This is a genomic window from Agrococcus terreus, assembly GCF_014645235.1.
GTDB lineage: Bacteria > Actinomycetota > Actinomycetes > Actinomycetales > Microbacteriaceae > Agrococcus > Agrococcus terreus.
Genome location: NZ_BMLM01000001.1, coordinates 615,387 through 629,894, shown reverse-complemented (window position 1 = coordinate 629,894; position 14,508 = coordinate 615,387). Strand labels below are relative to the sequence as shown.

Here is a 14,508-nt window from a genome sequence, read left to right as displayed (position 1 = left end):
CGAGCTCTCAGCGGCCCGGCACGGGGCATGCACGGAGGCTAGGCGACGAGCTCGTCGGCGCCGACCCCATCGACGGCCGGCGAGGCTCCCGTGAGCGGCACGCGCGCGACGCGCGCGGCGCCGCTCGTCGACGCCTCGACGACGAGGCTGCCCTCGGCGATCCTGCCGTCGCCCGCGGCGAGCCCCTGCCACTCCGCGCGCACGCTCCGCACGACCGTCGCCGCGCCAGGCCACGGCCCCGCGACGAGCAGGGTCGAGGATGCCTGCCGCAGCCGGGCGGCGAGCCGGACGGCGTCGGTGGGCGCGACGCGGCCCGGCGACGCCGCCAGCACCACGGGCATCGCCTCGGCGAGGCTGGCCACCACGTCGAACCACGCGCGGCCCGGATGCGGCACGAGCGCGATGCGCTCGATGGGCACGCCGAGGTCGCGCGCGGCCTCGATGCCGAGGTCGGGCATGCCGACGATCGCGCCCCAGGCGCCGGCCGGCAGCGCGGCGCCGAGGCACGCGAGCGCGAGGCTCCGCGACTCGATGCTGTGGGCGGCGCCGCCGCGCAGCCCCTGCACGACCTCGCCGAGCCCGAGCGGCACGGGCGCCGCGCGCTCGGGCACCGCCTGCTGCATGCCGCGCAGGCGCGCGCGCAGCGCCTCCACCGTCGCCGTGCGGTCCTCCCCCGTGCGACGCTCGAGCCTCGTCGTGCGCATCTCCATCCCTCCATGATCGAACGTGTGTTCGAATCCGTCAATGCCGCGCGGCGTGCTCCCGGCGTGCCGCGTGCCATGATCGAAGCCGTCGAGCGCGAGCCACCAGGAGGACCCGATGGCCACCACCGCCGATGCCGAGAGCGTCGCACGGGCGGCTGACGCGACCGCTCGCAGCGGTCCCGCCGCCTCCCGCATCCTCTGCCTCGCCACCAATCCCGCGATCGACATCACGTACACGATCGACGAGCTGCGCCTCGGCTCGAGCCATCGCGTGCCGACCGGTCTCGCGCGCGCGGGCGGCAAGGGCGTGAACGTGGCGCGGGTGCTGCAGCAGCAGGGCGAGCCGGTGCTCGTCGTGGCGCCCGTCGGCGGGCCGGTGCGCTCGATCTTCGTGCACGACCTCGACCGCTCGGGCATCCCCCACCGCCTCGTCGACGTCGAGGCGCCCACGCGACGCACGACCGCGATCGTGACGCTCGCCAGCACCACGAACCTCAACGAGCGCGGCACGGCGCTGGGTGCCGAGGACTGGGCGTCGGTCCTCGAGGCGACGCGCGCCGAGCTGCCCGGCGCCCGCGTCGTCGTCAGCTCCGGCTCGCTCCCGCCCGAGACGCCGGAGGGCCTGTGCGCCGCCGTCGTCGAGCTCGCGGCCGACGCCGGCCTGCCCGTCGTCGTCGACGTCGGCGGCGACCAGCTGCGCCACGCCGTCGCGTGCGGCGCGACCGCCGCGAAGCCCAACCGCCACGAGCTGCTCGACGCGATGGGCGGCTCCGACCCGCTCGACGCCGCCCGCCGGCTCGCGGCCGAGGGCACCGGCACCGTCTTCGCCTCCCTCGACGTCGAGGGGATGCTCGCGGTGCTGCCCGACGGCCGCGCCTGGCACGCGCGCCTCGATCGCGTGCTCGACGGCAACCCCACCGGCGCGGGCGACGCCGCCGTCGCGGCGCTCGCGCAGGCGCTCCTCGAGGGGGTCACGCTCGAGGAGCAGCTCGTGCGCGCGACCGCGTGGTCGGCCGCCGCCGTGCTCGACCCGCAGGCCGGCTCGATCGCGCCGCCCCAGGCGCTCCGCGACCGCATCCGCGTGACCCCCATCGGCTGACCTCCGCCTCCGGGATGAGGCGGCTCCCGAGCCGCGCTGGTACGGTGACCGCATGGACACCCTGCGCCTCGAAGAGCTCTCCGCGGGCAACGTCGTCGCGGCCAACGGCATGACGCTGAAGCGCGGCCAGGAGGCGTTCCTCGCCGCCAACGCGCGGCTCGACGAGTTCGTCAACGTGCAGAGCGCGTGGCAGCGGGTGGTCTTCGACGGCGACGAGCCGGTCGCCTTCGTCATGGCCTACTTCGACCCCGAGGTCGACCGCGAGGAGTACCGCTCGAGCGTGCTCCGGATGTACGTGGCCGGCTCCGCGCAGCGCAAGGGCGTCGGCACGTACACCGTCGACCAGGTCGCCGAGGAGGCCCGCCGGCAGGGCTTCGACAGCCTCTACGCCGTCTGGGAGGAGGGCGACGAAGGTCCGGGTCGCTTCTTCCAGGCCGTCGGCTTCGAGGTCATCGGCGAGAACGAGTACGGCGAGAGCATCGGCCGCAAGGTCCTCTGACCGGCCTCCCCCGCACGCACGACCGAGGCCCCCGAGCAGCAGCTCGGGGGCCTCGGTCGTGCGGCTCAGACGAGCGAGTCGCGCCACGCCCGGTGCAGCGAGGCGAACTTGCCGCCGAGCTCGATGAGCTCGGTCGGGCTGCCGTCCTCGATGATCCGGCCGTGCTCCATGACGAGCACGCGGTCGGCGATCGCGACCGTCGAGAGCCGGTGGGCGATGATGATGGCCGTGCGGTCGGCGAGCAGGGTCGTGAGGCCCTCCTGCACGAGCCGCTCCGAGGGGATGTCGAGCGAGGCCGTGGCCTCGTCGAGGATGAGCACCCGCGGGTCGGCGAGGAAGGCGCGCGCGAACGACAGCAGCTGCCGCTGCCCGGCGCTCACGCGGCCGCCGCGCTTGTTCACGTCGGTGCCGTAGCCGTCCGGCAGCGCCTCGATGAACTCGTGCGCGCCCACCGCGCGCGCGGCCGCCTCGATCTCGTCGTCGGTCGCGTCGGGCTTGCCGAGCGCGATGTTGTCGGCGACGGTGCCCGAGAACAGGTACGCCTCCTGCGTCACCATCACGACCGCGCGGCGCAGGTCGTCGTCCGGGAGCTCCCGCAGGTCGACGCCGTCGAGCCGCACCGACCCCGCGGAGGGGTCGTAGAAGCGCGAGACGAGCTTCGCGAGCGTCGACTTGCCCGCGCCCGTCGTGCCGACGAGCGCGATGGTCTGACCCGCCGGGATCGAGAGGTCGAAGCCGGGCAGCACGACCTTGCCGGTCGCGTACGAGAACTCGACCTCGTCGAAGTCGATCGCGCCGCGCGCCTCCGGCAGCGCCCGCGGCGCCCTCGGCTCGGGCACGGTCGGCCGCTCCTCGAGCACGCCCGAGATCTTCTCGAGCGCGGCGGCCGCCGACTGGTAGCCGTTGAAGAACATGCCGATGCCCTGGATGGGCTGGAAGAACGTGCGCGCGTAGAGCGCGACCGCGAGCAGCGAGCCGACGGCGAGGTCGCCGTTCACCACCCGGAACGCGCCGACCGTCACGACGGCCGCGATGGTCAGCGCGCCGATCGCCATGATGCCCGGCTCGTAGATGCCGAAGATCTGGATGGTGCGGAAGTTCGCATCCCGGTACGCCTCGACCTTGCCGCCGAAGTCGCGCTCGTTCTCGGGCTCGGTGCGGAACGCCTTGACGGCGCGGATGCCCGTCATCGTCTCGACGAACTTCACGATCATCTGCGCGCTCGTCGTGCGCGTCTCGCGGAACAGCACCGTCGAGCGCGACTGGAACCAGCGGGTCAGGAGGATCGCCGGCACGAGCGCCGCGAGGATCACGAGGCCGCTCGTGGGGTCGAGCGCGATCATCGCGATCGCCGTGAACGTCATGAACAGCACGCCGCGGACGAGCTCGTTGAGGCCCTGGTCGAGCAGGTCGCGGATCGACTCGAGGTCGCTCGTCTGGCGCGCGATGATGCGGCCCGACGTGTACTGCTCGTGGAACTCGAGGCTCAGCCGCTGCGTGTGGTCGAACAGCCGCCGGCGCAGCGTCAGCAGCACCGCCTGGCTCACGCGGGCCGTGCCCACCGTGAACGCGTAGAACGCGATGCCCGACACGATCGCCGCGACGATGTAGCCGCCGCCCGCGACCCACAGCGGGGTCGCGTCGCTGCGCTGCAGCGCCGGCAGCGCCACGTCGATGCCGAACGCGAGGATCGCGGGGCCCGCGACCGTCATGCCGGTGGCGACGACGACGAGCGCCGCGATGCCCACGAGCTTCGCGCGGTGGGGCCGCACGAGCTCGAGCAGCAGCCGCTGCGACCGCGTGCGGAGCGCCCGCGACTCCTCCTTGGTGTAGTCGTCGCGCTCCTCGCCCTGCACTCCCTGGATCGTCATCGGTCCTCCTCCCGTCGTGCGGCATCCACGGATGCGTCCACCTGCTGGAACGCGCCGGTCGCGACCTGCTCGAGGTCCTGCCGGTCGCGCTGCGCCTCCTCGAGGCTCGCGATCACGTGCACGTAGTGGTCGTTGCGCGCGAGCAGCTCGGAGTGCGTGCCGACGTCGTCGATGCGGCCGTCGCGCATGAGCGCGACGCGGTCGGCGAGCTGCACGGTCGAGGGGCGGTGCGCCACGATGAGCGCCGTCGTCGACGCGAGCACGTGCCGCAGCGCGTCCTCGACGAGCGCCTCCGTCTCGACGTCGAGCGCCGAGAGCGGGTCGTCGAGCACGAGCACGGCGGGCTTCGCCGCGACGGCGCGCGCGAGCGCGAGCCGCTGGCGCTGGCCGCCGGAGAGCGAGAGGCCCTCCTCGCCGATCGTCGTGTCGAGCCCCTCCGGGAGGTCGTGCACGAACGACGCCTGCGCCACCTGCAGCGCCTCGGCCACGACCTCGTCGGTGCGCTCGCGCGCGCCCATGAGCACGTTGTCGCGCACCGAGGCCGAGAACAGCGTCGCGTCCTCGAAGGCCATCGCGACGTGCGTGCGCAGCTCCTCGAGCGAGAGGTCGCGCACGTCGACGCCGTCGAGCGTCACGCGGCCGTCGGTCACGTCGTAGAGGCGGCCGGGCAGCGCGGTGAGGGTGGTCTTGCCGCTGCCGGTCACGCCGACGAGCGCCATCGTCTCCCCCGGCTCGATCGCGAGGGTCGCGCCGTCGACGAGGTCGCGCTCGCCCGAGGCGGCGTCCTGGTAGCGGAAGTGCACGTCGTCGAAGACGAGCCGGCCCCGCGGCGCCGCGATCGTGCGGGGCTCCTCCGGGTCGACGATGTCCTCCTCCGCGTCGAGCACCTCGAACAGGCGCACCGAGGCGTTCGCCGCGTCGATCGCGAAGGCGAAGAGGAAGCCGAGCGACTCGATCGGCCAGTTGAGCACGACCGCGGTCGAGAGGAAGCCCACGAGCTCGCCCACCGTGAGCTGGCCCTCGGCGACGAGCCAGATGCCCACGACGAGGCACACGGCGTAGCTGACGAACGGGATGATCGTCAGCCACATCCAGAGCATGGCCTCGCTGCGCGCCTTCGTGAGCTCGGTCGAGCGCAGCGCCTCGGCCTGCCGCTCGAAGCCCTCGAGCGCCGTGCGGCCGCGGCCGAAGGCCTTGAGCACGCGGATGCCGTGCACCGACTGCTCGACGGCGGTCGCGAGGTCTCCCTGCTGGTCCTGCGCGCGGCGCGCCACCTGGTGGTAGCTCTGCTCGAACCGGAACGCGATGACGACGATCGGGATCGACGTCACGATGAAGAGCGCGCCGAGCAGCGGGCTCCACGCGAGCAGGATGCCGAGGCCGATCACGAGCGTCAGCAGGTTCGTGATGAAGATGACGGCGCCGAACGCGAAGAAGCGCCGCATCATGCCGAGGTCGCCGACGGCGCGCGAGAGCAGCTGGCCCGACTGCCAGCGGTCGTGGAACGCGATGGGGAGTCGCTGCAGCTTGGCGTAGAGCGTCTGGCGCATCGTCGCCTCGACCGCGGTCGAGGGCAGCGTCACGAAGAGGCGGCGCAGGAACACGAACACGGCCTCGGTGAGGCCGAGCAGCAGGATGGCGATGCCGCCGATCCAGATGAGCGCCTGGTCGCCGCTCGTGAGCGGGCCGTCGACGAGCCAGCGGAGCGCCACGGGGATGAGGAGCGCGACGACCGCGGCGACGAGCGCGGTAGCGATGCCGGCGATGAAGCGGCCGATGACGGGCCGGAGGAACGGCATGACGCGCGACAGCGCGGGGATGATCTTGGGGCGCTGATGCGGCTGGGGCGCCGAGGATGCGGGGGGCATGGTGATCCTTCGAGGGCGCAGGCGTGATGCGCCCGCTGCGATGGCTGCGGCTCGTGGCCGCGGAAGGGGGTGCTGCTTCGATGGTCGGCGCTGCCGCCGACGCGACGGGCGAGCGGTGCTCGCGGCCGGGCGGTGCCCGTGCTCCCTAGCGGCGTCCGACGGGACGGACGGCGACGAGGAGGGCGGGCGCGGCGGCGAGCGTGGCGGTCGTGGTCGAGCTCATGGCATCCTCCTTCGTCGGCCGTACCCCGGTCGGGCGCGGTCAGCCCTCCAGTCTAAGCAGGCTCACAGCGTCGCGTCCAGTGCCGATCCGCGATTCCCAATCGCTCGGCGTGTCGGCCGGTGTCCCCCATCGCCGAAGGCGGTCAGCGTGATCCGGGAAGTGCGGCGAGGAGCGCGTCGGCGTCGGCGGGCCGCGGGAGCAGGAGCACCGGCGGGGCGTCCGGGTCGGCGTGCCAGCGCCGCATCCGCTCGCGCTTCGACCGCCACGAGCGGAAGTGCCACAGGATGATCGAGTCGCGCGCCAGGGCGAGGCGCAGCGTCTCGACGTTGCCGTTGCAGACGCGCTCACGGGTGCGGATGCGACGAGCGGTGCGGCGCACGAGGCGCGCGAGCGAGACGAGCCGCGGGTAGTCGAGGGCGACGATCACGTCGACGAGCTCGAACGCTCGCGGCGCCTGTCGGGAGTAGACGGAGTCGAAGACCCACGCGTCGCGCTCGAGCAGCGGCAGCACGCGGCGGTCCTGCTCCTCGCCCGGCGCCTCGGTCCAGCCCGGGTCCCAGCACAGGTCGTCGACGAGCGTCACGGGCAGGCCGAGGCGGGCACCGAGCTCGAGCGCCAGGGTCGACTTGCCGGAGCCGGTCGCGCCGAAGCACAGGATGCGCCGCGCGCGGGCGACGTCGTCGACGGTCCCCGCGCTCATCCGCCGACCCTATCGAGCCGCCCGGTCAGTGCGCGAAGTGGCGCTCGCCCGTGAGGTACATCGTGATGCCGGCGGCCTCGGCCGCGGCGATGACCTCGTCGTCGCGCACGGACCCGCCCGGCTGCACCACGGCCGAGATGCCCGCGTCGAGCAGGATCTGGAGGCCGTCGGCGAAGGGGAAGAAGGCATCGGAGGCCGCGACCGAGCCGGCCGCCCGCTCCCCCGCCCGCGCCACGGCGAGGCGGCACGAGTCGAGGCGGTTGACCTGGCCCATGCCGACGCCCACCGAGGCGCCGCCCGAGGCCAGCAGGATGGCGTTCGACTTCACGGAGCGGCAGGCGCGCCACGCGAACTCGAGGTCGGCGAGCACGGCGTCCGAGACGTGCGAGCCAGAGGCCCGCCGCCACGTGTGCGACGAGAACGCGTCGAAGGTGTCGGGCTGCTGCACGAGCAGGCCGCCCGAGACCTGGCGCAGCTCGGAGCCCTCGCGGGCGTAGCCCTCCGGCAGGCGCAGCAGGCGCACGTTCTTCTTGCGCGAGAGCACCTCGAGCGCCTCGGGCTCGAAGTCGGGGGCGACCACGACCTCCGTGAAGATGCCGGCGACCGTCTCGGCCATCGCGAGCGTCACCGTGCGGTTCGCGGCGATGACGCCGCCGAACGCCGAGACCGGGTCGCACGCGTGGGCGCGCTCGTGCGCGGAGGCGATGGGGTCGGCCGCGCCGGGCGCGGCGATCGCGATGCCGCAGGGGTTGGCGTGCTTCACGACCGCGACGGCGGGCTCGTGGAAGTCGTAGGCGGCGCGGAGCGCGGCGTCCGCGTCGACGTAGTTGTTGAACGACATCGGCTTGCCGTGCAGCAGCTCGGCCTGCGTGATGCCGCGGCCGCCGGGCAGCGCGAACAGGCCCGCGTGCTGGTGGCTGTTCTCGCCGTAGCGCAGGCCCTGCACGAGCGTCGCGGCGCCGACGGCGCGCAGGAGGCCCGAGGCGCTCGAGGTGTCGGCCGCGGCCGGCTCGGGCGCCGGGGCGGGCGGCGCGGCCGGCGTGCCGCCGGGCATCGGCTCGACGAGCGCGGGCGGCTCGGCCTGAGCTGCGGGCGCCGGCGCGGCCGGTGCCGCAGGCGCCTCGACGGGCTCGCCCGCGAACCAGCGGGCGACGGCGCCGTCGTAGGCGGCCGTGTGGGCGAACGCGTCGCGCGCGAGGGCGCGGCGCTGCAGGAGCGTGAGGCCCGTGCCCGCTGCCCGCGCGATGAGCGGGTAGACGCGCGGGTCGGTGACGATCGCGACGTTCGCGTGGTTCTTCGCCGAGGCGCGCACCATCGCGGGCCCGCCGATGTCGATCTGCTCGACCACCGCATCCCCCTCGGCGCCCGAGCGCACGGTCTCGACGAAGGGGTAGAGGTTGACGACGACGAGCTCGAACGGCGCGATGCCGAGCTCGACGAGCTGGCGCTCGTGGTGCTCGAGGCGGAGGTCGGCGAGGAGTCCCGCGTGGATGGCCGGGTGGAGGGTCTTGACGCGGCCGTCGAGGGCCTCGGCGAAGCCCGTCACCCGGGCGACCTCGGTGACCGGCAGGCCCGCGTCGGCGAGCAGCTTCGCGGTCGACCCGGTGGAGACGAGCTCGACGCCCGCGGCCGCGAGCGCCTCGCCCAGCTCGACGACGCCGGCCTTGTCGCTCACCGAGAGCAGCGCCCGGCGGAAGGGCACCTGGTCGCGCGGGCGGTAGAGGCTCGGGTCGTGCTGGGGTCCGCTCATGAGGGCTCCTGGGTCTTCGGGGTGCGGGCGCCGACCTCGTGGAGGTCGATCGCGCCCTCGGCGATGTCGGTGATGACGCGGGCGAGCAGCTCGCGCTCGACGGGCTTGATGCGGTCGTGGAGGCTCGACTCGTCGTCGTCGTCCTCGACCGCGATGCGCTCCTGCGCCAGGATCGGGCCGGTGTCGACGCCGGCGTCGACGACGATGACCGAGGCGCCCGTCTGCGCCACGCCCGCGGCGAGGGCGTCGCGCACGCCGTGCGCGCCCGGGAACTCGGGCAGGTAGGCCGGATGCGTGTTGAGCAGCGCGGGCGAGAGGCGCGCGACAGCTTCGGGCGACAGCAGCCGCATGAAGCCCGAGAGCACGACGAGGTCGGGCTCGAACGCCTCGATGCGGTCGGCGACCCGCGCCGACCACTCGGCGCGCGGGCTCGTGAACGGCTCGACGAAGGTCGGGATGCCGGCGGCACGGGCGATGTCGAGGCCGGTGCACTCGCGGTCGGCGCCGACGGCGATGATCTCGGCCGGCACGCTCCCGGCGCGGGTGCGCTCGAGCAGGTCCGAGAAGTTGGTGCCGCTGCCGGAGACGAGGACGACGAGGCGCAGCACGGGCTCCATCCTACCGAGGCGCCCGGTCGCCTCCGGGCTCGCGGTCGGCGGCGGTGTCCGCTGCGAGCCCGTCGTCGGCGGTGTCCGCTGCGCGCCCGCCGTCGGACGGCCGGGGCTCGTCGCGCTCATCGTCCGCCGCCTCGACCTCGCCCCGGTCGGTGGCGCGCTCGCCTGCTGCGGGCTCGACGGGCCCGACGGCCTCCGTCTGCCGCGCGTCGGCCGCGCGCTCGACGACGACCGGCTCGACCGCCTCGGTCACCTGCGCATCCGGATCGTCGGCGGCCGGCTCCGCGCCTTCGGTGCGACGTCCGCGCTCCTCGCCGTCGTGCTCGTCGCCGGCATCGGGGCGGCTGTCCTCGTCGTCGAGGTCGTCCGGGTCGGGATCGTCGCCGGTGCCGCGGCCGCGGCCCGCGCCGCCCAGGCCGAGCACGCCGCGCACCGACGTCGCCGAGCCCTCCGTCGCGAGCGGCAGGGCCTCGCCGACCGCGATCGGACCGCCGACCCGCGCGCCGGCGAAGAGGCCGACGGCGAGTCCGACGCCCACCTCGAGCGCGCCCCACGCGGCGACGAGCACCGCGTCCGGCCCCGCGTCGGCGAGCCTGCCCGGGCCGATCGCGCCCGCCGAGAGCGCCGCGAGCACCCCGAGCAGCATGCCCGCCACGAGCGCGCCGCCCGCGGCGGCCGCCGCGAGCTCCCACCAGTGGGCGGGCCGCTCGCGCGTGCCCGCCAGCACCGTCTGCCGCGCGAGCACGCCCGCCGCGACGCCCGCGAGCACCGGGAGCGCGACGACCGCGAGCATCCACGGCTGCGCCGACGGATCGATCGCGGCCAGCAGCGGCAGCGACGGCACGGGGCCGAGCTCGGTGCCGAGCGGCGAGACGCTCGAGCCGGTGCCGAGCTCGAAGCCCGGGCCGATCGCCCAGGACGACGCCCAGACGACCGCGGTCGGCGCGAGCGCGAGCTGCACGAGGAAGAGCACGACGACGCCGAGGCCGGTCGGCTCGAGCGACTCCAGCAGCAGGATCGCGTCGGTGAAGCGCAGCAGCAGGCCCGCGCCGAGCAGCAGCGCGCCCACGCCCAGCACGCCGATCGTGCTCGCGAGGCCGGCGCGCAGCGCGGCGCGCGCCGCGCGGACCCACGGCTCGTCGACCGTCAGCGCGCGACCGGAGGCGACCACCCACTCGTGGCCGCGGCGCGCGAGCACCGCGCCGGCCATGCCCGCGAGCGCGACGAGCGCCGGCAGCGCGAACGCCTGCCCGAGGTCGGGCGCGGCCGTCGCGTGCTGCGCGCTCGCGCCCGCGGCGAGGCCGACGAGACCCGTGGCGATCGCGCCCGCGGCGGTCGCGATGCCGGCGTCGACCGCCGGCAGCTCCGCGAGGCGGCGGCCAGCGCGCCAGTGCAGCCACAGCGTGACGAGCCCGATCCCCCACGCGCCGATGCCGAGCACGAACGACCGGCTCGCCTCCTCGATCCCGACCGCGACGACCGCGTCGGTCGCGAGCGTCACCCCGACGTCGACGCCGTGGCCGAGCATCCACGCGTCGACCGCGACGCGCCACTGGAGCAGCGGGTCGCCCTCGAAGCCCTGGTCGACGCCCCACACCGCGAGCAGCACGAGCGCGACGACGACGAGCCCGATCGCCGCGATGGCGGCGGACTCGATGGCTTGGCCGATCCCGGCCCACACGCGACGCACGACGGGCACTGTACCGACGCGCTTCCGCTGGCCGGAGCCGCCCCGCCGCGCTCCCGTCGATGGGCCCGGGGCCGGACGCGCGGCCAGGCGGGGCGCGATAGGTTGGGAGGCGCACGGCGCGGCCGCGCCCGCAGTCGCGCGCCGCCGTCCACACAGACCGCGAGGGGTTCGAGCCGCATGGCCAAGATCATCTACACGTACACCGACGAGGCGCCGATGCTCGCGACGCACTCGTTCCTGCCGATCATCCAGGCGTTCGCATCCGCCGCCGACGTCGAGGTCGACACCCGCGACATCTCGCTCGCCGGCCGCATCGTGGCCGCCTTCGCCGACCGCCTCCCGGCGGACCAGCAGGAGGCCGACGCCCTCGCCGAGCTCGGCGAGCTCGCGAAGTCGCCCGAGGCGAACATCATCAAGCTGCCGAACATCTCGGCCTCGGTGCCGCAGCTGAAGGCCGCGATCGCCGAGCTGCGCTCGCAGGGCATCGACCTGCCGGCCTACCCCGACGAGGTCGTCACCGACGAGGACCGCGACGTGCGCGCCCGCTACGACGCCGTCAAGGGCTCGGCCGTCAACCCGGTGCTCCGCGAGGGCAACTCCGACCGCCGCGCCCCGCGCTCGGTGAAGGAGTACGCCCGCAAGCACCCGCACTCGATGGGCGCCTGGGCCGCCGACTCGAAGACGGCCGTCGCCACGATGGGCGAGCACGACTTCCGCTCGAACGAGCGCTCGGTGACCATCGCCGCCGACGACACCCTCACCATCCGCCACATCGCGGCCGACGGCACCGAGACGGTGCTGAGGGACGGCCTGCAGGTGCTCGCGGGCGAGATCGTCGACGCCACCTTCCTCTCGGCGAAGGCGCTCGACGCGTTCCTCGCCGCGCAGGTGCAGCGCGCCCGCGACGAGCACGTCCTCTTCTCGGTGCACCTCAAGGCCACGATGATGAAGGTCTCCGACCCGATCATCTTCGGCCACGTCGTGCGCGCGTTCCTCCCCGCGGTCTTCGAGCGCTACGGCGCGCAGCTCTCCGCCGCCGGCCTCACGGGCGAGAACGGCCTCGCCGCGATCCTCTCGGGCCTCTCGGAGCTCGACGAGGCGACCGCAGCGGGCGTCAAGCAGGCGATCGAGGACGGCCTCGAGCAGGGCCCGCGCCTCGCCATGGTGAACTCCGACCGCGGCATCACGAACCTGCACGTGCCCTCCGACGTCATCGTCGACGCGTCGATGCCGGCCATGATCCGCCAGTCGGGCCACATGTGGGGCCCGGACGGCGAGGAGGCCGACACGCTCGCCGTGATCCCCGACTCCTCCTACGCCGGCATCTACCAGGCCGTCATCGAGGACTGCCAGGCCAACGGCGCCTTCGACCCCACCACCATGGGCTCGGTGCCGAACGTGGGCCTCATGGCGCAGAAGGCCGAGGAGTACGGCTCGCACGACAAGACCTTCACGATCGCCGCCGACGGCCGCGTCGAGGTCGTGGATGCGTCGGGCGCCGTGCTGCTCTCGCACGAGGTCGAGGCCGGCGACATCTGGCGCGCCTGCCAGACGAAGGACGTGCCGGTGCGCGACTGGGTCAAGCTCGCGGTGACGCGCGCCCGCGCCTCCGAGACGCCCGCCGTGTTCTGGCTCGACGCCGACCGCGCCCACGACGCCGAGCTCATCAAGAAGGTCCAGGACGAGCTGCCGAAGCACGACACCGAGGGCCTGGACATCCAGATCCTCAGTCCCGTCGAGGCGACGAAGCTGTCGATCCGGCGCATCCGCGAGGGCCTCGACACCATCTCGGTGACGGGCAACGTGCTGCGCGACTACAACACCGACCTCTTCCCCATCCTCGAGCTCGGCACCTCGGCCAAGATGCTGTCGGTCGTGCCGCTGCTCAACGGCGGCGGGCTGTTCGAGACCGGTGCCGGCGGCTCCGCGCCGAAGCACGTGCAGCAGCTCGTCGAGGAGAACCACCTGCGCTGGGACTCGCTCGGCGAGTTCATGGCGCTGGCCGAGTCGTTCCGCCACCTCTCCACCGCGACGGGCAACGCCCGCGCGGGCGTGCTGGCCGAGACGCTCGACGCCGCCACAGGCACCTTCCTCGACGAGAACAGGTCGCCCTCGCGGAAGGTGGGGGAGATCGACAACCGCGGCAGCCACTTCTGGCTCGCCCGCTACTGGGCCGAGGAGCTCGCCGCGCAGACCGAGGACGCCGCGCTCGCCGAGGCGTTCGCGCCGGTCGCCCAGGCGCTCGTGGCGCAGACCGCGACGATCGAGCAGGAGCTCGTCGACGCGCAGGGCGGCCCTGTCGACCTCGGCGGCTACTACCGCGTCGACACCGACCTCGCCGACGCCGCGATGCGCCCGAGCGCATCGCTCAACGCGATCGTCGCGCAGCTGCGCGGCTGACGAGCGGCACAGGAGCGGGGCCCGGCATCTGCCGGGCCCCGCTCTCGTCCGCCCGGAGGATTCGGCCCTGAGCGGTGGGCCGAGTGGAATATCCAGCTGGCCCTCCGCTCAGCGCCGATTCCTCCGGCGCGCGAACCGATGGTCGCCGCGGCGGACGATCGCCAAGATGTCCCGCTCGATCTCGGGCCAGTCGTCGTGGACCTGGCGATAGCTGAGTCGGAGGACCAGGAAGCCGTGGGCGAGCAGCCATCGGTCCCGTGCACGGTCTGCCTCGTACGACGCGCGACCGGCATGGTGCTCGCGGCTGTCGCACTCGATGACGAGCCGCTCTCCCACGAGCAGGTCGACGCGCACTCCGGAGACGACCCGGACCTGGATCCGCACACCGATCTGCAGCGACCGCAGCCGCACCCGCACCATCGTCTCCGTCCCGGATTCCGCACGCCAGTCGGCGAGCTCGAGCAGCCGTCGGAGCCGGAGCGGTGCCGACAGCATCCACGAGCGCAGCTCGTCGACGGAGGCGAGCCTCCGGTGGAGCAGGGAGTCGAGGACGACGAGCACATCCTCGGCCGAGCCGCAGCGCAGGGCGCACCGGAAGGCCGACTCGAGGTCGTCCACCGCGGACAGGACCGGCGGCTGCGCTCCGAACGCCCTGCAGCCGCCCTGACGGTGCGCGGCCCTCCTCACGTGGTGCCGCTGGACCTCCGGCACCCAGGCGCCGCGGAGGCGCAGGGCGCTGAAGCACGAGACGCAGCCACCCGCCCGGACCGCCTCGAGCGCATCCGCCGAGGCTGACGCGTGCGCGAACCATCCCGGCCGCACGCGCGCCAGGACGCCGTCGCGCACGGCGCGCTCGATCCGCCACTTGCTCCAGCCGAGGACGGAGAGCTGAAGGGTGGTGGCGATGCCGAGGCTGAGGGCGATGGGATCGGGCATGCGCGCACCATGGCCGAGCCTGCCGCCCCGGCGCGCGACGTCTGCGACCGCCTGTGGATCCCGGAGGAATCGGCCAGCAGCGGAGAGCCACGTGGACTATCCACCTGGCTTCCCGCTCAGGGCGGAATCCTCCGGGCGGTTCGGAGCGAGGCGC

11 protein-coding genes are annotated in these 14,508 nt (G+C 74.2%); 3 read left to right on the top strand and 8 right to left on the bottom strand.

Annotation, left to right across the window (positions count from 1 at the left end):
- Positions 1–38 precede the first annotated feature (38 nt).
- Positions 39–710, bottom strand: a complete 672-nt coding sequence (gene imuA', locus IEW90_RS03125) for a DnaE2-dependent mutagenesis accessory factor ImuA' (RefSeq protein WP_188715932.1) — start codon at positions 708–710, stop codon at positions 39–41.
- A gap of 109 nt (positions 711–819) precedes the next feature.
- Between imuA' and IEW90_RS03120 the strand changes: the two genes are divergently transcribed.
- Together IEW90_RS03120 and IEW90_RS03115 are read left to right on the top strand one after the other, a co-directional pair.
- Positions 820–1,803, top strand: coding sequence for a 1-phosphofructokinase family hexose kinase (locus tag IEW90_RS03120; RefSeq protein ID WP_188715931.1), 984 nt, complete (start codon positions 820–822; stop codon positions 1,801–1,803).
- A gap of 52 nt (positions 1,804–1,855) precedes the next feature.
- The gene (locus IEW90_RS03115; protein WP_188715930.1) at positions 1,856–2,302 is read left to right on the top strand and encodes a GNAT family N-acetyltransferase; all 447 of its coding nucleotides are present in this window, start codon (positions 1,856–1,858) and stop codon (positions 2,300–2,302) included.
- 65 nt (positions 2,303–2,367) lie between these two features.
- Here the strand turns inward: IEW90_RS03115 and IEW90_RS03110 are convergent, their stop codons facing one another.
- From IEW90_RS03110 to IEW90_RS03085, 6 genes are all read right to left on the bottom strand, one after another.
- A complete protein-coding gene (locus tag IEW90_RS03110) occupies positions 2,368–4,173 on the bottom strand; it encodes an ABC transporter ATP-binding protein (protein ID WP_188715929.1) in 1,806 nt (601 codons plus the stop codon).
- Entirely contained in the window at positions 4,170–6,041 is a 1,872-nt protein-coding gene (locus IEW90_RS03105) for an ABC transporter ATP-binding protein (protein ID WP_188715928.1), read from the bottom strand. Before IEW90_RS03105 ends, IEW90_RS03110 begins: the two co-directional genes overlap by 4 nt.
- A 365-nt stretch (positions 6,042–6,406) precedes the next feature.
- Complete coding sequence (locus IEW90_RS03100) at positions 6,407–6,964, bottom strand: P-loop NTPase family protein (protein ID WP_188715927.1); 558 nt, start codon at positions 6,962–6,964, stop codon at positions 6,407–6,409.
- A 25-nt stretch (positions 6,965–6,989) separates the two neighbouring features.
- The gene (gene purH, locus IEW90_RS03095; protein WP_188715926.1) at positions 6,990–8,714 is read right to left on the bottom strand and encodes a bifunctional phosphoribosylaminoimidazolecarboxamide formyltransferase/IMP cyclohydrolase; all 1,725 of its coding nucleotides are present in this window, start codon (positions 8,712–8,714) and stop codon (positions 6,990–6,992) included.
- Complete coding sequence (gene purN / locus IEW90_RS03090; RefSeq protein ID WP_188715924.1) at positions 8,711–9,322, bottom strand: phosphoribosylglycinamide formyltransferase; 612 nt, start codon at positions 9,320–9,322, stop codon at positions 8,711–8,713. Before purN ends, purH begins: the two co-directional genes overlap by 4 nt.
- Before the next feature lie 10 nt (positions 9,323–9,332).
- Complete coding sequence (locus IEW90_RS03085) at positions 9,333–11,018, bottom strand: cell division protein PerM (protein WP_188715922.1); 1,686 nt, start codon at positions 11,016–11,018, stop codon at positions 9,333–9,335.
- Between the two features lie 177 nt (positions 11,019–11,195).
- Here IEW90_RS03085 and IEW90_RS03080 point away from each other — a divergent pair, with 177 nt between their 5' ends.
- A complete protein-coding gene (locus IEW90_RS03080; protein WP_188715920.1) occupies positions 11,196–13,418 on the top strand; it encodes an NADP-dependent isocitrate dehydrogenase in 2,223 nt (740 codons plus the stop codon).
- 108 nt (positions 13,419–13,526) lie between these two features.
- Here the strand turns inward: IEW90_RS03080 and IEW90_RS03075 are convergent, their stop codons facing one another.
- Complete coding sequence (locus IEW90_RS03075) at positions 13,527–14,354, bottom strand: endonuclease domain-containing protein (RefSeq protein WP_188715918.1); 828 nt, start codon at positions 14,352–14,354, stop codon at positions 13,527–13,529.
- Positions 14,355–14,508: the final 154 nt, after the last annotated feature.

Bases quoted from the DNA above. Each gene is read 5' to 3' on its own strand.
- IEW90_RS03115 (WP_188715930.1), top strand. From the start codon at position 1,856: ATGGACACCCTGCGCCTCGAAGAGCTCTCCGCGGGCAACGTCGTCGCG.
- IEW90_RS03100 (WP_188715927.1), bottom strand. From the start codon at position 6,964: ATGAGCGCGGGGACCGTCGACGACGTCGCCCGCGCGCGGCGCATCCTG.
- IEW90_RS03105 (WP_188715928.1), bottom strand. From the start codon at position 6,041: ATGCCCCCCGCATCCTCGGCGCCCCAGCCGCATCAGCGCCCCAAGATC.
- imuA' (WP_188715932.1), bottom strand. From the start codon at position 710: ATGGAGATGCGCACGACGAGGCTCGAGCGTCGCACGGGGGAGGACCGC.
- IEW90_RS03110 (WP_188715929.1), bottom strand. From the start codon at position 4,173: ATGACGATCCAGGGAGTGCAGGGCGAGGAGCGCGACGACTACACCAAG.
- IEW90_RS03075 (WP_188715918.1), bottom strand. From the start codon at position 14,354: ATGCCCGATCCCATCGCCCTCAGCCTCGGCATCGCCACCACCCTTCAG.
- purH (WP_188715926.1), bottom strand. From the start codon at position 8,714: ATGAGCGGACCCCAGCACGACCCGAGCCTCTACCGCCCGCGCGACCAG.
- IEW90_RS03120 (WP_188715931.1), top strand. From the start codon at position 820: ATGGCCACCACCGCCGATGCCGAGAGCGTCGCACGGGCGGCTGACGCG.
- IEW90_RS03080 (WP_188715920.1), top strand. From the start codon at position 11,196: ATGGCCAAGATCATCTACACGTACACCGACGAGGCGCCGATGCTCGCG.